Raw genomic sequence first — 17,294 nt, forward strand, 5'->3', positions numbered from 1 at the left:
GAAACGGGCAGGTGAACGGCGAAAAATCCCGCATGCCGGCGGCGAATGGCGTGCCGGCGGGGGTTTCAGCGAGGATCAGGAGCGGCCGTTGCCGACTTTTTGCTCGAACATCAGCATGCCCCAGCCCAGCTGGCGGCGGATTTCGTCCGGCGTAGGCGGCGGCTTGACTTCATGCGAACGCCGCTCCAGGTAGGCACGGACCAGGTGTTTGGATGGATGTGTAGTCTGCGACATGATAGGCTCCCAGAGGCGGCGATGACATGAAGCCAGTGTAGCCCCGCCCCCGGGAAACCTCTGTACGGAACCGCACCGTAACCCGCTCAGAGTTTTTGCTGCAAAAACTCCAGGAAGCAGCTGATGCGCTGGGCCAGCAGCGTGTTGCGGTAGTAGACCGCGTGGATCTGCTGGCTGAAGCCGGTGTTGCTGGCTTCCAGGACCTTGACCAGGCGGCCGGCCTCGATGTCGGCGCGGGTCATGAAGTCCGCCAGGCAGACGATGCCCTGTCCCGTCAACGCCAGCTGGCGCAGCGTCTCGCCGCTGGAGGCGGCGATCGACGGCGTGATCGGCAGGCTGTTGCCGGCCGCGTGGCGCAGCGGCCAGTTGTTGCCCTGCTCGTACTGCGCAAAGCCGATCAGCGAATGCCGCGCCAGGTCTTCCGGCGTGTCCGGCGTGCTGTGGCGGCGCAGGTACTCCGGGCTGGCCAGCACGTGCAGCGGGCTCGATGTGAGCGCGCGCGCGTGCAGCGTCGAATCGGTCAGCGTGCCGATGCGGATGGCGATGTCGGTGCGGTGTTCGATCAGGTCGGTGATCTGGTCGTTGCTGCTCAATTCCAGCTTGATCTCCGGGTACATGGCACGGAACTCGGCCATGTGCGGTACCACGCAATGCAGCATGAACGGCGAAGCCGCGTCCACGCACAGGCGGCCGGCCGGCTTCTGGCGGCGGATGCGGATGGTTTCCTCGGCTTCTTCCATGGCGCCGAGGATGGCGCGCGCGCGTTCGAGGAACAAATGGCCTTCTTCGGTCAGTTCCATGCGGCGCGTGGTGCGCGTCAGCAGCGACGTCGCCAGCTTGTCCTCCAGCCGCGACAAGGCGCGGCTGACGCCGGACGTGGTCTGGCCGAGGTGGACCGAGGCGGCACTCAGGGTGCCGCTGTCGATCACGGTGATAAAGGTTTTCAGGTCGTCGGAATTAATATCCACTGGTGCTCTACTCTCGAAATCCTACAGTTGTACAGGTGCTTCACGCTACATACAGCCAGATCGCGCCAAAATGGCAGGCGCTCCCGCCCAGCACAAACAAGTGCCAGACGCCGTGGCCGTAGCTCCACTTGTGGTCGGTGACGAAGAAGGCGATGCCCACCGTGTACACCAGGCCACCGGCCGCCAGCCAGGCGAATCCGCTCCAGCCCAGCGCGTCGATCAGCGGGCTGGCGCCGATCACGCCCACCCATCCCATCGCCACGTAAATGAGCAGCGACAGGACGCGCGCGCCCTTGGCAAACCAGATTTCCTGCAAAATGCCGATCAGTGCCAGGCCCCACACCACGCCGAACAGCGACCAGCCCCACGCTCCACGCAGGCTGACCAGCGTGAACGGCGTGTAGCTGCCGGCAATCAGCAGGTAGATGGCGCAGTAATCCATCTGGCGCAGCACGTCTTTGGCGCGGCCGCGCAGGCTGTGGTACAGCGTCGACGTCAGGTACAGCCCCAGGAGGGTGGCGGCATAGATGCTGAAGCTCACCACTTTCCAGGCGTCGCCGGTACGCGCAGCCAGGACAATCAGCAAGGTGCCGCCGATGGCCGCGAGCGCGGCGCCCACGGTGTGAGTGATGCTGTTGAAGCGCTCTCCGTAATACATATGTGTTTCCAATACTGTGAGGCAGCGGCGGAAAGCTGCGGCCTCAGGCATTGTATAGCGCATTTCATAACGGTGCTGCGGGTTTCAAGCCACGACCCACTTGGCGGTACCTTGCGGCTTATCCCGCACGACCGTACACAATTGGCAATTAGCAAAAACTTAATCGTAACATATAGAGAATTTATGCAAAGCAATGTTACAAATTTTTAGACAACTGTTGACCGAAGTGTTGACCCGCATGCGACATGTGTCGCATAATCACCCCATTCGTCGCAGAGAGGCTCCACCATGTCCACCCCGATTCCCATTCCGTCCGTCAGCGAGCTGACGCTGTTGAAAGCCCTGTGGAAGCAGCAGCCGCTGAGCGCCCGCGAGCTGCACGACGCCGTCGCCGAGGAGCTGGGCTGGTCCTTCTCCTCCACCCGCAAGACGCTGGAGCGCATGCTGGACAAGCAGATGCTGGCCCAGCAGGCGGCGCACGGCGTCAACGTCTACGTGGCGCGGCTGGAAAAGGTCGGCACGCTGGCGGCCTTCGCCCATGATTTCGGCAGCCGCGTGATGGAGATGGCGGCGCCGCTGCCCGTCACCATGTTCACCGGCAGCAAACTGGTCGACAGCGATGAACTGGCGCAGCTGGAGCAGATGCTGCAGGATTGGCCGTCCGACGAGGCCGGCAAGCCATGATGCTGGCCTACGTGGTGCTGTTCAAGTGGATGCTGGCCAGCGTCAGCTGCGTGCTGGCCGGGATGCTGGTGTGGGCGCTGCTGGCGGCCGCGCTGCGCTACTGGCCGGCGCTGCTGCCGCGCCGCGCGGTGTGGCTGGCGGCGCAAGGCGTAACCGCCGGCGCCGCGCTGCTGGCACTGCTGCCGCACAGCGCGCAACACAGCCTGGCGCCGACGGTGACGCTGGGCGCAGCCGAATCGCAGGCCATCCGCGAGGCGCGGCCTTCGCCGGCAGCAGCGGCCGTCCTGCCCGCCCGCGCCGACGCGGCGGAATCGGACAGCGCCGGCGATAGCGACCTGCCGCCTTTCACGCTGGTGCTGCCCGCATTGTGGACGCTGGTGTACGCCGCCGGCCTGGCATGGACGCTGGCACGCCAGCTGCGCGCCCGCCGTGCATGGCGCGGTTTGCTGGCCGCCTCGCAGCGCCTGTCGCCACAGGATCTGCAGGAACACGGCGCCTTCAACGGCGCACAACTGGCCGCCATCGCCCGCCGCCACCTGGCAGTGATGGAAACCGACGCCGCCATTTCACCGATGCTGATCGGCGCGCGCCGCCCCATTCTGCTGCTGCCGCGTCATCTGCGCAGCTTCAGCGCCGAGCAGCAGCACATGATCATCGCCCACGAGCTGCACCACTGGCGCGCACGCGATCCGCTGTGCATGGGCGTGTCGGTCGTGCTGCAAACGGTATTCTGGTTCAATCCCGCGCTGCGCTGGATGAACGCAAAAATGGAATGGGCGCTGGAGCTGATCTGCGACCAGCGCGTGCTGGCGGGCCGCCCGCAGCAGCAGCGCAAGCAGTACGCTGCCGCCCTGCTGCTGCAATGGAAGGCGCAGACGGCGGCCATGCCGGCCGGCGGCGTAGCCTTCGGCGGCATCAACGGCGCCACCGCCGCCGCGCGCATCCGCCAGATGCAGCAGGCCGCGCTGCCGGTGCTCAGCAGCGCAGTCGCCTGGGGAGTCGCCGTGCTGATGGCCGTGGTGCTGGCCGGCGGCGCCGTGCTGCAACCGGCGCTCGCGTTCAACGCGGCTCCGCAACTCAACGCTACGCCGTCGCCCGCGCGGACGGACGCCGCCGCGCCGGCCGAAACCGAACCCGCCTGGCGCGACCCGCTGGACAAGATGCGCGTAACCAGCCTGTTCGGCGTGCGCCGCACGGTACTGGTAACTCCACACAAAGGCATCGACATCGCAGCGTCCAGCGGCACGCCGGTACATGCGGTTGCCGCCGGCACCGTCGTCAGCGCAGGCGAGTTGACCGAGAACGAAGGCCGCTACGGAAACGCCGTCATCCTGCAGCACGGCGCGCAGCGCACCCTGTACGCCCACCTGACCAGCACGAACGTCAAGCCCGGCGCCAAGGTGGAGGCCGGACAGCAGATCGGCACCGTCGGCCAAACCGGCTTCACCACCGGCCCGCACCTGCATTTCGAAGTGCGGCAGGGCGAAGAGCTCCTCAACCCGGCAACCAAACTGGCCGACCTGGACGCCCGCACCACCAAGCGCGCCCTGCTCGCGCGCCGACAGCAGCTAGGCTACTAGGCTAAAGCCCCTCCCAATCACCGCCTCCGAACCGCAGCCCACCCGCCGCGGCAAGGGGAACTATTGCCCGCGTTTTTGAAGACAAGGAAGCATATGCAGCGACACTACATCACCGGCAGCCTGCTGCTGCTCGCCGTCGGCGCCCACGCCGCAGACACCGAGACAGCCGAACCGCCGCAAGTCAAAGTCACCGGCCAGCGCGCCGACCAGCGCCAGCGCGAGACCACCACCAGCATCGTCGTCAACCACGACGAGATCATGCGCCAGGGCGACCAGACGCTGGCCGACGTGCTGAAACGCCTGCCCGGCATCAGCATCACCGGCGTGCCCGGACGCGGCGGCGCGATCAGCATGCGCGGCCTGGGCAACGGCTACACGCAGATCATGCTGAACGGCGAGCCGGTGCCGGCGGGCTTCTCGCTGGACACGATAGAGCCCGAGACGATCGAACGCATCGAGATCATGCGCAGCGCCACGGCGGAGTTCAGCAACCAGGCGGTCGCCGGCACGATCAACATCATTTTGAAGAAGACCATCAAGCGCGGCCAGCGCTCGGTCAGCGCCAGCCTCGCGCGGCAGGCGGGCGTCGACACGCCCGCGCTGTCGGCGACGCTGTCGGATCAGGACGGCCGCCTGGCCTATAGCCTGGCCGCGACGCTCACCCACAAGCGCAGCGAAGCACCGTCCACCGACCTGGAAGAACGCCGCGACGCCAGCGGCGCCATCCTCGAACAGCGCCGCATGCAGAAGACCGAATCAGGCCACACCGACACCCTCACCCTCGCGCCGCGCCTGAACTGGACGCTGGCCGGCGGCGACACGCTGAGCTGGACCGGCTTCGCCAATCTGCGCCGCGTCGACAACGTCCACGGCGAGAACGAGACGGCGCTCATCGGCCCGCACAGCGAGTACCCGCGCAGCGTCTCCAACTTCGTCGCCAATTTCGCCATGCTGCGCAGCGACCTGAATTGGACCCACCTGCTGGAGAGCGGCGCCAAACTGGAGACCAAACTGGGCGCGAGCAGCAACCGCCGCAGCGGCACCTTCGACTTCAACGGCATGGACAGCGACGGCAAGCCATCGGGCCGCCACCACGTCGACTCCGGGCCGTCGGAGACCAGCGTCACGCTCAGCGGCACCTATCGACATCCGGTCGGCGAGCGCCACGCGATCGCGCTGGGCTGGGATGCCAGCCGCGCCGTCCGCAGCGAAGACCGCAACGAAACCCTGTTCGACGCCAGCGGTACGCAGACCGGAGGCAGCAACGCCGACTACCGCGCCAACGTCAACCGCCTGGCCCTGTTCGCGCAGGACGAATGGCAGGTCACGCCGCGCTATTCCCTGTATCTGGGCCTGCGCCACGAACGCCTGACCACCGCCAGCCGCGCCGAAGCCGCCAACGCGCCGGACGCGCTGGACCTGCGCTCGCAGGTGTGGAGTCCTTCGCTGCAATCGCGCTACGAGCTGCCGAACAAGGATCTGCTGCGATTGGCCATCAGCCGAACCTACAAGGCGCCGCCGCTGGTCAAGCTGGTCCCGCGCCGCTACACCAACGACAACAACAATAACGAAACCAATCCCGATGAACAGGGCAATCCCAACCTGCGGCCGGAGCTGGCCTGGGGCATGGATGCGGCGTACGAGCACTATCTCGGCGAAGGCGCGCTGCTCAGCGCCAGCACCTATGTGCGGCGCATCCGCGATGTCACCTTGACGCGCCTGTTCAAGCAGGACGGCGAGTGGGTCGAAGCGCCCTTCAACAGCGGCAACGCCAACGTGCGCGGCATCGAGCTGGAAGCCAAGCTGCCGCTGTCGCCGAGGCTGGACCTGCGCGCCAACATGGCGCGCAACTGGTCGCGGGTGGAGAGCGTGCCGGGGCCGGACAACCGGCTGGAAGACCAGGTGCCGTTCACGGCCAACCTGGGCGCGGACTACCGCCTGGCCGGCGCCGGACTGACCTTCGGCGGCAATCTGAACTACCAGGCCGGCGGCCCGGCGCGGCAATCGGCGCTGGTGCGGATGGCCACCAGCCCGAAACGCGAGCTGGATCTGTACACGTTGTGGAAGATGGACGCCAAGACGCAGCTGCGCATCTCGGCCAGCAACCTGCTGCGCCAGGACGCCACTGAATCGCATGAATATGCCAACGAATACGGCCGCCGCTACCGCGTGGCGCAAACGCCGACCAGCGCCACGCTGCGCATCCTGCTGGAGCATCAACTTTGAACGGAGACCGTCATCCGATGAGAAACAAACATATCGACAGCCTGCGCGGCGTCGCCATCCTGTGCGTGCTGGTTCTGCACTTTACGCTGGCCTACGGCCTGAAAAACAGCCCACTGGGCGACCTGCTGCCGGCGTGGCTGCTGCGCGCCGCCTACCAGGGGAACTTCGGCGTGACGATGTTCTTTACCGTGTCCGGCTACCTGATCACGTCGACATCGCTGCGGCGCTGGGGCGATCTGTCGCGGATCGATATCGGTACATTCTATTTATACCGTTTCGCGCGCATCATGCCCTGCCTGCTGCTGGCGTTGGCCATCATCGTGGTGCTGGGCACCTTCGACGTGCCGTTCTTTTCCAATTCCGACGGCGATGCGGACCGGCCGGCCAGCTACTTCTTCATCGCCGCCGGTTCGGTGCTGACGTTCTGGCACAACCAGCTGATGCAAACCGCCGGCTACTTCAACTACTGCCTGAACGTGTACTGGTCGCTGTCGGTGGAGGAAGTGTTCTACCTGCTGCTGCCCTTGTCATGCCTGCTGCTGCGCCGCAATTGGCTGATCGTGCTGCTGTGCTGCGCCGCAATCGTCGCCGGGCCGGTCTACCGCAGCCTGCATACCGACAACGAGATCTACTTCATGTACGGCTACCTGGCCTGCTTCGACGCCATCGCCATCGGCTGCCTGACGGCGATGCTGGCGCAACGCACGGCGCCGAATGCGCTTCAGGGACGGATATTGCGGATCATGGGCGGGCTGGCGCTGGCGGCGCTGTACCTGCGCGGCATCGATGGACATGAAGTATTCGGCTTCACGCTGGTCGCGCTGGCGAGCGGCGCGTTCCTGCTGGGGAGTTCGGCGGAACCTGCCGCTGCGGAGCGTGCGCCGGGCAAGTCGCTGCTGCGCTGGTTCGGCCAGCACAGCTACGAGATCTACCTGTTCCACATCATCGTGCTGGCGGGGATGCGCAACGTGATGACCAAGGAGAGCCTGGGTTATGCAGCCCGGCTGCCATGGCTGCTGCTGTTCCTGTGCCTCACGGCGCTGGTAGCCGCCCTCGTCGCCCGCTACGTCTCCGAGCCGGCCAACGCAGCGCTGCGACGCAGATCAGCTAGTGAACATTACGCGCGATGAAATAGACGGCGGCCGTCAGGGCCGAACAGACAACAGTCATCCATGAAATCAGTTTCCAGGTTTGTGCCTGCATGGCCCGATACAACTCCCCCTTGGCGTCTGAAACCGCTGAGTTAGCGCCTGCAACCATCGTTTTGACCATTTCTATATCCGCCTTTGTTGCGTAGTGCTGCTCGATGAAGGCTACCTGAATCTGCAATTTGGCGATGTCTACGCGCATCGCCTCATTGCTGGCAAGTAAAGCCTGCACAGCACTTTCTATCCTTGTAAGCTGATCGTCCATGCATTAATTCTTCTCCTGTCCCGCGCCACCGTCAAATGCTGTTCGCTGGCGATTTGGTTTATATCAAATTTGATGGGCTCGGAGCCTGCTGTGGTATGGTTCGGTTTATGACGCAAGCACAAATTCAACCTTGGCAACAATCGTATAAACCGTATAAACGCTGCATGGTCCTCGGCGGCGGCGGTTTCCGTTTCGGCATCTACATCGGCATGTACGCCGCGCTGCGGCGGGCCGGGAGCGCTCCGGACGTGCTGCTGGCCAGCTGCGGCGGCGCGATTGCGGCTGCCATCATCCACAATCTTCCCGACCCGGAAGCGCAGCGCGCCTGGCTGTCGTCGCCCGAAATGTACCAGTTCTGGTGCAGCCTGAAATCGACCCGGCACGCGGACCTGATGGGCAGCCTGCTGCGCGCCGCCCGGCGCAAGCTGTCGACCGCCAAGGCGCCCGTCATCCCCGACCTGTTCGGCGACTACATGTTCGAGATCCCCTCGCAACTACCCTTCCCGCCCGCCACCGGCACGCCGGACGTGGATGTCGCCATCATCGGCGGCAAGCTGCTGTTCAATGAGTCGGAAGTCGGGCAGCCGCGCGCCGGCCGCAAGCTGTTCGCGGAGACGGTGTTCTGCGGCGAGCACGCGGCCGCCCTGCTGCACGGCATGCAGTCGCCGCTGGGCGACGCCCGCTGGGGCCAGCACGCGGTGGCCCGTGAGCTGCTGGTCGACGGCAGCGTGCCGCTCACCGAAGCCGCCCGCATCTCCATCGCCGACATGATCTACTTCCGCTGCCAGCAGTACCGCGGCCAGGAATACATCGGCGGCGTGCTCGATCTGTTCCCGGTGGAGATCGCGCGCCGCCTTGGCGCGGAAGTCATCATGGAATTCAAGGAAGCCTTCGACCAGGTGTTCGCGATTCCCGCCTGGCGTTCGGTGTTGGGCATCAACGGCAATGCGCGCCTGCGCTACGCCAATACCCACCTGGCCGATATGCGCATCGATACCTCGGATGTGTCGGTGGTGCTGGCCAAGCAGCAGCTGCAGCAAAAGCTGGACTGGCGCCGCAACCGCATCGAACTGGCGATGCCGCCGACCTACGACATCTTCGTCCAGCACATGAACGACCAGTGGCAGTATGGTTACGACCGCGCGCTGGAAGCGCTGGGCCACGCGCCCGGCAAGCATCCGCCCATCCGCCGCGCCACCCGCTACAGCAAGCCGCTGCGCAGCGTCTAGGCCGATGGACGACTAGTCGCTCGCCAGCACCTGATGCAGCGACTGCACCGCCGCCGAACCTTCGCCCACCGCCGCCGCCACCCGCTTGACCGAACCGCTCCTCACATCGCCGACGGCGAAGATGCGGGGGCGGCTGGTTTCCAGGAAGTGCGGACTGCGTTCCAGCGGCCACGCGTGCGCGGGCACTTGCGGCCCGGTCAGCACGAAATGCTGCTCGTCCAGCGCCACGCAGTCGCCCAGCCACGCGGTGTTCGGCTCCGCGCCGAGGAACAGGAACAGATGCCGCGCCGGCGCGGTCTTCACCTCGCCGCCGGCCGCCTGCCAGCTGATGTGTTCCAGCTTGTCCTCGCCTTGCAGTTCGACGATCTGCTTGCGGGTGTGCAGCGTGATGTTGGGCGCCGCCTCGATGCGCTGGATCAGGTAGCGCGACATGCTGGCGGCCAGGCCGTCGGCGCGCACCACGATGTGCACATGCTTGGCGTGCGCGGCCAGGAACACCGCTGCCTGCCCGGCCGAATTGCCGCCGCCGACAATCACCACTTCCTCGTTGGCGCAGAAGGTCGCTTCCATGAAGGAGGCGCTGTAGTAGACGCCCCGGCCTTCGAAGCGCTCCAGTCCCGGCAAGTCCGGCTTGCGGTAGCGCGCGCCGGTGGCGATAACGATGGAGCGCGCCCGCAGCCGCTCGCCGCTGTCGATGGCAATCTCGAAATCCGGTCCTTCGCAGTTGACGGCGCTGACGCGCACCGGCACCGCCACCTCGGCGCCGAACTTGCGCGCCTGAGACAGCCCGCGTCCCGCCAGCGCCTGGCCGGACACGCCGGTCGGGAAACCAAAGTAATTTTCGATCTTGGAGCTGGAGCCGGCCTGGCCGCCCGGCGCTTTCGAATCGAGCACCGCCACGCTCAGGCCTTCCGACGCCGCATACACGGCGGCCGCCAGTCCGGCCGGGCCGGCGCCGACCACCACCAGGTCGAAGGTGCGGCCGTCGATATTGTCTGAGCTCAGGCCGATGCTGTCGGCCACCTGGCGCAGGGTCGGCTGGCGCAGCACCTCGCCAGACGGCGTGACGATGGCCGGGATGTCGGCCGCGGTGACGCCGAAGCGCTCCATCAGCGCCGCCGTTTCGTCGTGCAGTTCGGTGTCGAAGTAGGCGGTGGGCTGGCCGTTGCGGGTCAGGAAGTGGCGCAGCACCAGCGTGGCCTGCGAATGGCGGGCGCCGAACACCACCACGCCGCCGGTGTGGTCCTGCATGTAGGCCACGCGCCGCAGGATGTAGGCGCGCATGATGGTTTCGCTCAGCGCCGCTTCGGAGATCACCAGCGTGCGCAGGGATTCCTCGCTGATGACGATCATTTCGCTGTCGGTGACGACGCGCCCGGTGGCCACCGCCGCGCGGCCGGCCAGCGTGCCGATCTCGCCGGTGAACATGCCGGGGCCATGGGTGCCGAGGATGACGGTGCCCAGCGCCGAGGCGCGCTCGATCTCCATCGAGCCGCTCAGGTTCACGTACATGGAGATGTGGCGGTCGCCCTGGCGGAACAGGATGTCGCCGGCCTTGAAGTGGCGGCGTTCGCCGTAGCGGCTGAGCAGCTCGAACTCGGCTTCGCTCAGTGTCGGCATGATCTGGTGGCGGCGGTTGCCGATGTCGGTCGATGCGGCCTCAGGGAGCGCGCCCTTGCCTCCTGCGGTTCTTGTTTCCATGCTCAAGCCTGTGGTCAGTCGGTATCCGCCCATCATAACGCCAATCGGGCAAACCGGCAGACAGGGCTAGCGGCACAGCTGGTTCCAGTTTTGTTCGAACTCGGCCGGCGAGACATCCTGCGCCAGCAAGGTCAGGTCGCGCGCCACCGAGATGTAGCGCTGATAGCCGATGTAGGCGCCGAACGCATCCTTGGCGTTGAACTCGCCGCAGGTGGCGCCGCCCTTGCCGACGACCTGGTTGCGGAAGATCGCCGAGGCCGGCTCGCGCACCTTTTCCTTCACGTATTTTTCGCCCAGACTGGTCAGCGTCGCGGCTTCTTCCTGCCGCTTTTCCGCCGCGCTCTTGCCGCAGGCGGCCAGTACCGCCATCAGCGCCAGCACCGCGACCCTGCGCGTGGTGTTAGCAAAATTCATAATATTTTCTCTTTTATAATTTTCTTGCAGCAATTATCTATGTAAACATCATCTCACGCCACCCATAACGCGGCAACGGCTTGCATTGTTGACAGCCGGTGGATTTGTTACTATCGCTAGCTTTACAGCTTGATCAGGAGATCACATGTCCCACCCGACACCCGCACGGTTCCTCAAAGCATTGCTGGCTTGCGCAATATTGCTGAGTTCATATGCCGGGGCAGCTGAAAAAGCCGCAGCCCCACTGGCTCATGTGACGATCCTGGCCACCGGCGGCACCATCGCCGGCAGCGGCGCCACCACCACCACCACGGTCGGCTACACCGCCGCCACGGTCGGCGTCGAGCGCCTGATCGCAGCTGTGCCGGAACTGGCCAAGGTGGCCCAGGTCAAGGGCGAGCAAGTGTTCCAGATCGCCAGCGAAAACATGAGCAACGAGCATTGGCTGGTGCTGGCCAAGCGCGTCAACACGCTGCTGGCCCAGTCCGACGTCGATGGCATCGTCATCACCCACGGCACCGACACGCTGGAAGAAACCGCCTACTTCCTGGACCTGGTGGTCAAGAGCCGCAAGCCGGTAGTGCTGGTGGGCGCGATGCGTCCGGGCACGGCGCTGTCGGCCGACGGCCCGATCAATCTGTACAACGCGGTGCTGCTGGCGGCCAGCCAGGAAGCCGTCGGCAAGGGCGTGCTGGTGGCGATGAACGACCAGATCCACGGCGCCCGCGACGTCACCAAGACCAACACCTCGACCCCGGACAGCTTCAAGACCCCGGAACTGGGCATGCTGGGCTACTTCCAGGGCAACAAGCCTTACTTCTACCACGCGTCGACCCGCAAGCACACGGTCGACACCGAGTTTGACGTCAGCAAGCTCGACGCGCTGCCGCAAGTCGACATCGTCTACGGCTACGCCAACGTCAATCCGGTGGCGCTGAACGCTCTGGTGGGTGCTGGCGCCAAGGGCATCATCCACGCCGGCGTCGGCGACGGCAGCCTGGCGGCCAAGGTCTTGCCATCGCTGACGGCAGCCCGCAAGCAAGGCGTGCTGATCGTGCGTTCGGCGCGCGTCGGCCAGGGCATCGTGGCCCGCAACGGCGAAGCCAATGACGACGAACTGGACTTCGTGGTTTCCGATACGCTGAACCCGCAAAAAGCGCGCATCCTGCTGATGCTGGCCCTGACCCGGACCAACGACAGCAAGGACATCCAGCGCATGTTCTACACCTACTGATCGGTCTTGGGATAGTCCGGCCGCCGCATGCGGAACAGGCTATCCCGCTTGATCTCGAAGTAATCGGCCGGGCCGCCGCCGCGCAAGATGGTTTGCGAGCCCGCCGTGTCATACACGCCATCGCGCAGCAGCGTCTGCGCGATGTGCACGCCCACCACCTCCCCCATGATCAGCCAGCCATCGGTCGGCTCGCCGGCCGCGTTGTTCAGGCGGATGATCTGGCTGCAGCGGCATTCGAAGGCGACCGGACTCTCGGCGACACGCGGCACTTTGACGATGGTCGACGGCGTCGGCGTCAAGCCGGCCAGCACGAACTCGTCCACCTCCGGCGGCGCCGGCGCGCAGCTGGCGTTCATGGCCTCGGCCAGCGGGCGCGTGGCCAGGTTCCACACGAACTCGCCGGTCTGCTCGATGTTGCGCAGCGTATCCTTACGGCCCTGGCTGGAAAAGCCGATCAGCGGCGGCGTGTAGTTGAACGCGTTGAAGAAACTGTAGGGCGCGAGGTTGAGGCCGCCGTCCACGCCGCGCGAGGATATCCAGCCGATCGGGCGCGGCCCGACGATGGCGTTGAAGGGGTCGTGCGGCAGGCCGTGGCCCAGCGCAGGTTGGTAGAAATAGCGATCGTCCATGTTCAATCCCGAAGGCGCTGCCGCGCCGATGCGGCATTTTCGCACAGGCCGCTGCTGCCCGTTGCCACTACAGGTATGATACCCGGATGAGGTTTATTCTTATTTTTTTCGCCAGCTTGCTGCTGGCCATGCCTGGCCGCACCGAGGAACTGGTCTACGTGGTGTCCACCGGCAGCGCGATGCCGATGACGGATTTCCACGATGGCGTGCTGGTGGGCGGCCTGCTCAAGGAATTCGGCGACGCGCTGGCGCGCGAGCTGCGCATGACGCCGCGCTATCTGACCGTGCCGCGCAAGCGGGTGGAGGCGCCGCTGTCCAACGGCCAAGCCGACATCCTGTGCGACCTGCGGCCGGAATGGTTGGACGGCAAGGACTGGCTGTGGTCGGAGGCGATTTTCACCAACAACGAGATCGTCGCCAGCCGCGTCGATACGGCGGCGGTGCGCAGTGTGGCCGAGCTGCGTGGGCAGCGCATCGGCACCATCCTCGGCTACCGCTACGCGCATCTGGAGGTTCCGCTGGGCGATGAGTTCGCCCGCGACGACACCTCCAGCGACGACTTCAATCTGTCCAAGCTGCTGCGCAAGCGCTTCCGCTACATGCTGACCAATTCGCTGTATTTCGATTTCCAGCGCAAGACCCATCCGGAGCGGGCCTTGCTCAATCCGGTGGCCTACAAGGTGTCGGCCTTCGACACCTATTGCGCGCTGCCGCCGCGCGGCAAGCTGGCGCTGCCTGCGCTGGACCGGGCGATCCAGGCGCTGAAGCGGCGCGGCGAGATCCAGGCCATCGTCGACCGCTTCCGCCCCAACTAAACCGTCTCAGCGCTTCAGGCGGGCCAGCAGCTGGTCGGCGACGGCGCTGGCCGAGGCGGGATTCTGGCCGGTAATCAGCTCACGGTCCGCCACCACCCAGGTCTGCCAGCTGGCGGCGCTGCTGAAGGCGCCGCCGGCTTTTTGCAGCGCATCCTGCGGCCAGAATTTCATCGCGCCGCCGTTCAACATCCCTTTGGAAGCATCCTCTTCGGCATTACTGAAGACCGTCATCTTGTAGCCGGCGTAGATCCAGGCCGGCGCCGGGGCCGCATGCGCGCCCTGCTCCAGCGTGGCGGTGAATCGGGCCGGCTGCTCCAGCGCCGACAGCAAGGCGATCGGGCCGTGGCACACCAGCGCGGTCGGCTTGGCGTTGGCGTGGAAGTCGCGCAGCAGGCGGCCCAGCGGCGCGCTGTGCAGCAAGTCCTGCATCGGAGCATGGCCGCCCGGGATGTAGATCGCATCGTAATGACCGTAGCCGTTCTGCTCGACACGCGCCAGGCTGACCACCGGCGAATGCTCGGCCGACGTCAGCTGCAGCTTGTCCAGCAGTTCGACGTGCTGGCGCATGCTGGCTTCGTCATTGCCGAAGTACATTTTATCGAGCGAGCTGCGGTCCAGCGTCGGCGCCTTGCCGAGCGGGGTGGCGAAGGTCAGCGTGTGGCCCGCGTCCAGCAGTTTTTTGACCGGCTGCATCAGCTCGTTGGCGTAGAAACCGGTGCTGAAGCTGCGCTGGTCGCGCAGCGCCAGCTGCGATTCGTCGGACAGTACGACCAGCACGTTGGCGGCGTTGGCGGCGACGGCTGCCAGGCCGAGCACGGTACCGGCGGCGGCTTTGAGGATGGTGGTGTTCATGGCGATGCTCCTGTGGGTGTTTGGTAGTAGCGCCACTTTATTGATGCCTGTAAAGTGTGTAAATATGCGCACCACCAAATCATTTGTTCTTGAAAGGCATGAATGGGCAGGCAATTCGATCATATGGCCGATGTGGAGGCCTTCGTCGCCATCGTCGACAAGGGCACGATCAGCGCGGCGGCGGTGTCGCTGGGCACCACGCCGTCCGTGCTGAGCCGCGCCGTGGCCCGGCTGGAAGCCCGGCTCGGCGTGCAGCTGATGCGGCGCACCACGCGCCGCCTGAGCGTGACCGAGGCGGGCCGGCTCTACCTGGAGCAAGCCCGCAGCGCCTTCGGCCTGATCGCCGACGCCGAGCGCGCCATCCAGGGCCAGGGCGGCGAACTGTCCGGCACAGTGCGCCTGAGTGCGCCCACCACCTACGGCCACTACCGGCTGCCGCAATTGCTCCGGCCCTTCATGGAGCGCCATCCCAAGGTCGTGGTCGAGCTGAGCATCGCCAACCGCAACGTCGATCTGGTCGACGAGGGCTACGACATGGCGATACGCCTGGGCGAGCTGGCCGACAGCGGCCTGGTCGCGCGGCGGCTGGAAGACGCGGCGCTGTGCCTGGTGGCCGCGCCGGATTATCTGCGCCGGGCCGGCACGCCGCGCGACCTGGACGAGCTGGCCGGCCACGCCTGCCTGCCCTTCACGCTGCCCAGCACCGGCCGGCAGTCGCCGTGGCTGCTGCGCGTGGACGGCCGCGATGTCGACTGGCCGGCGCCGCCGCGCATGCGGGTGGCCGACGATGTGCTGGGCGTGGTGTCGCTGGCGCAACAGGGGCTGGGCGTGTGCCAGACCTACCGCTTCGTGGTCGAGGAAAGGCTGGGCAACGGCCAGCTGGTCGAGCTGCTGCCCGAGCTGCGCGGCCGCAGCCGGCCGTTCTCGCTGATCTACGCGCCGCACCGGCGCATGTCCGCAGCATGCCGCGCGCTGATCGACAGCATCGCCCCCGATCAAAGCCACTAATCAAGCACTTGCTTGCTGCAAAAATAGCAGCAATAATGATCCTCCAACATTGACAACAGCGGAGACGGCAGCCATGAACGAAGCGGACGTGCAGCAGATCAAAGCGGCTTTCGACGCCCAGCAGGCCACGGCGCTGCGCTGGCGCGCATCCGCCGCCGCCGAGCGCATCGCCCGCGTCAAGCGCCTGCGCGACGCGCTGATGGCGCAGCGCGAAGCGTTCTATGCCGCCTTCGAGAGCGACTACCGCAAGTCCCCGGCCGAGGTCGAAGCGTCCGAATTCCTGCCGGTGATGGAGGAAATCCGCCAGGTGCTGGGCGCGCTCAAGCGCTGGATGAAGCCGCGCCGCCACTGGCCCACCACCACCATGCTCGGCACCTATGCATCGGTGCAGTACCAGCCGCGCGGACGGGTGCTGATCATCGCGCCGTGGAACTATCCGCTGAGCTTGTGCTTCGGCCCGCTGGTGTCGGCGCTGGCCGCCGGCAACACGGCCATCATCAAGCCGTCGGAGATGACGCCGGCCGTGTCGGCCCTGATGGCGCGCATCATCGCCGACGTTTTCCCGGCCGACGAAGTGGCGCTGTTCGAAGGCAGCCAGCCGACTTCGCACGCCCTGCTCCAACTGCCCTTCGATCATATTTTCTTCACCGGTTCGCCGTCGGTGGGCAAGCTGGTGATGACCGCCGCCGCCCAGCACCTGGCCAGCGTGACGCTGGAACTGGGCGGCAAATCGCCGACCATCGTCGATGAAACCGCCAACCTGCAACTGGCGGCGGAAACGCTGATGTGGGGGAAGTTCCTCAACAACGGCCAGACCTGCGTGGCGCCCGACCATGTGTACGTGCATGCCAGCGTCAAGCCCGCCTTCGTCGCGGCCTGCCGCCAGGTGCTGCAACAGCGCTACGGCGCCGACGCGGTAGCACAAAAGCAAAGCCCCGACCTGACGCGCGTGGTCAACCAGCGCCACACGCAACGCCTTGCGGGCCTGCTGGCGGACGCGCTGCAGCGCGGCGCCGTCGTGCATACCGGCGGCGAAGTCGATGAGGCGCAGTGCTACATCGCGCCGACACTGATCGAGCAGATACCGGCCGGCGCCGCCATTCTGTCAGAAGAAATATTCGGACCGCTGCTGCCCATCATCGAGTACCGCGAGCTCGACCAGGTCATCGCCGCCATCAACGCCGCGCCCAAGCCGCTGGCCCTATACGTGTGGAGCACGCGCCAGGCCAACATCGACAAGGTGCTCAAGCAGACCAGCTCCGGCGGCGCTTGCGTCAATCACTGCGTCGCGCATTTCGCGCACGGCAATCTGCCATTTGGCGGCGTCAACAATTCCGGCATGGGCAGCGCGCACGGCGAGTACGGCTTCAAGGCTTTCTCGCACGAACGCGCGGTGCTGCGCGCGTCGCCGCTGATGCTCATCAAGCTGTTCTTCCCGCCCTACACCTCGGGCCGCCTGCGCCTGATACGCATGGTGGTCGACAGCCTGAAGCTGCCGATGCTGTAAGCGCGGTTGTTAACAAATTCTGTGGATAAGGCTGTTAACAAGGCAGTGGCGGCGATGCCAAGCTGATGTTTTCAAAGGAAAAATAAGCGCTGCGCAAATTTGTCGCAGCCAAAGTTATCCACTGGCATTACACTAGGCGGGT

17 protein-coding genes are annotated in these 17,294 nt (G+C 65.7%); 9 read left to right on the forward strand and 8 right to left on the reverse strand.

Features of this window, described 5'->3' with window-relative positions; translation table 11 throughout:
- Positions 1-75 precede the first annotated feature (75 nt).
- The 3 genes from GEV01_RS30800 to trhA all read right to left on the reverse strand — a co-directional run bounded on the left by GEV01_RS30800 (position 76) and on the right by trhA (position 1,860).
- On the reverse strand, positions 76-234 hold the full coding sequence (locus tag GEV01_RS30800) for a hypothetical protein (RefSeq protein WP_175023149.1): 159 nt from the start codon (positions 232-234) through the stop codon (positions 76-78).
- Positions 235-320: 86 nt separating this feature from the next.
- A complete protein-coding gene (locus GEV01_RS19655) occupies positions 321-1,202 on the reverse strand; it encodes a LysR family transcriptional regulator (RefSeq protein WP_328595562.1) in 882 nt (293 codons plus the stop codon).
- A 40-nt stretch (positions 1,203-1,242) separates the two neighbouring features.
- Positions 1,243-1,860 (reverse strand): PAQR family membrane homeostasis protein TrhA, encoded by a 618-nt coding sequence (trhA, locus tag GEV01_RS19660; protein WP_152807264.1) that lies wholly within the window; start codon positions 1,858-1,860, stop codon positions 1,243-1,245.
- A 288-nt stretch (positions 1,861-2,148) separates the two neighbouring features.
- On the opposite strand from trhA, the gene GEV01_RS19665 reads away from it, so the two are divergent.
- The 4 genes from GEV01_RS19665 to GEV01_RS19680 all read left to right on the forward strand — a co-directional run bounded on the left by GEV01_RS19665 (position 2,149) and on the right by GEV01_RS19680 (position 7,480).
- Positions 2,149-2,544, forward strand: a complete 396-nt coding sequence (locus GEV01_RS19665) for a BlaI/MecI/CopY family transcriptional regulator (RefSeq protein ID WP_152807265.1) — start codon at positions 2,149-2,151, stop codon at positions 2,542-2,544.
- The gene (locus GEV01_RS19670) at positions 2,541-4,124 is read left to right on the forward strand and encodes a M23/M56 family metallopeptidase (protein WP_152807266.1); all 1,584 of its coding nucleotides are present in this window, start codon (positions 2,541-2,543) and stop codon (positions 4,122-4,124) included. The genes GEV01_RS19665 and GEV01_RS19670 overlap by 4 nt, the downstream gene beginning before the upstream one ends.
- 93 nt (positions 4,125-4,217) lie before the next feature.
- Entirely contained in the window at positions 4,218-6,350 is a 2,133-nt protein-coding gene (locus GEV01_RS19675; RefSeq protein ID WP_152807267.1) for a TonB-dependent receptor plug domain-containing protein, read from the forward strand.
- 17 nt (positions 6,351-6,367) lie between these two features.
- A complete protein-coding gene (locus GEV01_RS19680; protein ID WP_152807268.1) occupies positions 6,368-7,480 on the forward strand; it encodes an acyltransferase family protein in 1,113 nt (370 codons plus the stop codon).
- On the opposite strand, the gene GEV01_RS19685 is transcribed toward GEV01_RS19680, so the two are convergent.
- A complete protein-coding gene (locus GEV01_RS19685; protein WP_152807269.1) occupies positions 7,458-7,763 on the reverse strand; it encodes a hypothetical protein in 306 nt (101 codons plus the stop codon). The two genes, GEV01_RS19680 and GEV01_RS19685, sit on opposite strands and share 23 nt — an antisense overlap.
- A 164-nt stretch (positions 7,764-7,927) precedes the next feature.
- Here GEV01_RS19685 and GEV01_RS19690 point away from each other — a divergent pair, with 164 nt between their 5' ends.
- Entirely contained in the window at positions 7,928-8,992 is a 1,065-nt protein-coding gene (locus tag GEV01_RS19690; RefSeq protein ID WP_152807270.1) for a patatin-like phospholipase family protein, read from the forward strand.
- Positions 8,993-9,004: 12 nt separating this feature from the next.
- Here the strand turns inward: GEV01_RS19690 and GEV01_RS19695 are convergent, their stop codons facing one another.
- Together GEV01_RS19695 and GEV01_RS19700 are read right to left on the reverse strand one after the other, a co-directional pair.
- On the reverse strand, positions 9,005-10,693 hold the full coding sequence (locus GEV01_RS19695; protein ID WP_152807271.1) for an FAD-dependent oxidoreductase: 1,689 nt from the start codon (positions 10,691-10,693) through the stop codon (positions 9,005-9,007).
- Between the two features lie 66 nt (positions 10,694-10,759).
- Positions 10,760-11,107, reverse strand: coding sequence for a hypothetical protein (locus tag GEV01_RS19700; RefSeq protein ID WP_008447435.1), 348 nt, complete (start codon positions 11,105-11,107; stop codon positions 10,760-10,762).
- Positions 11,108-11,252: 145 nt separating this feature from the next.
- Between GEV01_RS19700 and GEV01_RS19705 the strand changes: the two genes are divergently transcribed.
- Positions 11,253-12,341, forward strand: a complete 1,089-nt coding sequence (locus GEV01_RS19705; protein ID WP_152807272.1) for a type II asparaginase — start codon at positions 11,253-11,255, stop codon at positions 12,339-12,341.
- On the opposite strand, the gene GEV01_RS19710 is transcribed toward GEV01_RS19705, so the two are convergent.
- Positions 12,335-12,970 carry a flavin reductase family protein gene (locus GEV01_RS19710; RefSeq protein ID WP_152807273.1) on the reverse strand — a complete coding sequence of 212 codons (636 nt, stop codon included), beginning with the start codon at positions 12,968-12,970 and terminating at the stop codon, positions 12,335-12,337. The genes GEV01_RS19705 and GEV01_RS19710 overlap by 7 nt on opposite strands.
- Before the next feature lie 86 nt (positions 12,971-13,056).
- On the opposite strand from GEV01_RS19710, the gene GEV01_RS19715 reads away from it, so the two are divergent.
- A complete protein-coding gene (locus GEV01_RS19715; RefSeq protein ID WP_152807274.1) occupies positions 13,057-13,785 on the forward strand; it encodes a substrate-binding periplasmic protein in 729 nt (242 codons plus the stop codon).
- 6 nt (positions 13,786-13,791) lie between these two features.
- Here the strand turns inward: GEV01_RS19715 and GEV01_RS19720 are convergent, their stop codons facing one another.
- On the reverse strand, positions 13,792-14,637 hold the full coding sequence (locus GEV01_RS19720; protein WP_152807275.1) for a type 1 glutamine amidotransferase domain-containing protein: 846 nt from the start codon (positions 14,635-14,637) through the stop codon (positions 13,792-13,794).
- Positions 14,638-14,739: 102 nt separating this feature from the next.
- Here GEV01_RS19720 and GEV01_RS19725 point away from each other — a divergent pair, with 102 nt between their 5' ends.
- Together GEV01_RS19725 and GEV01_RS19730 are read left to right on the forward strand one after the other, a co-directional pair.
- The gene (locus GEV01_RS19725; RefSeq protein WP_152807276.1) at positions 14,740-15,645 is read left to right on the forward strand and encodes a LysR family transcriptional regulator; all 906 of its coding nucleotides are present in this window, start codon (positions 14,740-14,742) and stop codon (positions 15,643-15,645) included.
- A gap of 49 nt (positions 15,646-15,694) precedes the next feature.
- A complete protein-coding gene (locus tag GEV01_RS19730; protein ID WP_268878364.1) occupies positions 15,695-17,152 on the forward strand; it encodes an aldehyde dehydrogenase family protein in 1,458 nt (485 codons plus the stop codon).
- Positions 17,153-17,294: the final 142 nt, after the last annotated feature.

Origin of the sequence: Rugamonas rivuli, assembly GCF_009380165.1 — a bacterium.
GTDB classification, from domain to species: Bacteria; Pseudomonadota; Gammaproteobacteria; order Burkholderiales; family Burkholderiaceae_D; genus Rugamonas; species Rugamonas rivuli.

Coding starts and splice junctions, on each gene's coding strand:
- GEV01_RS19720 (WP_152807275.1), bottom strand. CDS start 14,637: ATGAACACCACCATCCTCAAAGCCGCCGCCGGTACCGTGCTCGGCCTG.
- GEV01_RS19665 (WP_152807265.1), top strand. CDS start 2,149: ATGTCCACCCCGATTCCCATTCCGTCCGTCAGCGAGCTGACGCTGTTG.
- GEV01_RS19710 (WP_152807273.1), bottom strand. CDS start 12,970: ATGGACGATCGCTATTTCTACCAACCTGCGCTGGGCCACGGCCTGCCG.
- GEV01_RS19685 (WP_152807269.1), bottom strand. CDS start 7,763: ATGGACGATCAGCTTACAAGGATAGAAAGTGCTGTGCAGGCTTTACTT.
- GEV01_RS19690 (WP_152807270.1), top strand. CDS start 7,928: ATGGTCCTCGGCGGCGGCGGTTTCCGTTTCGGCATCTACATCGGCATG.
- GEV01_RS19680 (WP_152807268.1), top strand. CDS start 6,368: ATGAGAAACAAACATATCGACAGCCTGCGCGGCGTCGCCATCCTGTGC.
- GEV01_RS19725 (WP_152807276.1), top strand. CDS start 14,740: ATGGGCAGGCAATTCGATCATATGGCCGATGTGGAGGCCTTCGTCGCC.
- GEV01_RS19695 (WP_152807271.1), bottom strand. CDS start 10,693: ATGGAAACAAGAACCGCAGGAGGCAAGGGCGCGCTCCCTGAGGCCGCA.
- GEV01_RS19675 (WP_152807267.1), top strand. CDS start 4,218: ATGCAGCGACACTACATCACCGGCAGCCTGCTGCTGCTCGCCGTCGGC.
- GEV01_RS30800 (WP_175023149.1), bottom strand. CDS start 234: ATGTCGCAGACTACACATCCATCCAAACACCTGGTCCGTGCCTACCTG.
- GEV01_RS19715 (WP_152807274.1), top strand. CDS start 13,057: ATGAGGTTTATTCTTATTTTTTTCGCCAGCTTGCTGCTGGCCATGCCT.
- GEV01_RS19705 (WP_152807272.1), top strand. CDS start 11,253: ATGTCCCACCCGACACCCGCACGGTTCCTCAAAGCATTGCTGGCTTGC.
- GEV01_RS19700 (WP_008447435.1), bottom strand. CDS start 11,107: ATGAATTTTGCTAACACCACGCGCAGGGTCGCGGTGCTGGCGCTGATG.
- trhA (WP_152807264.1), bottom strand. CDS start 1,860: ATGTATTACGGAGAGCGCTTCAACAGCATCACTCACACCGTGGGCGCC.
- GEV01_RS19670 (WP_152807266.1), top strand. CDS start 2,541: ATGATGCTGGCCTACGTGGTGCTGTTCAAGTGGATGCTGGCCAGCGTC.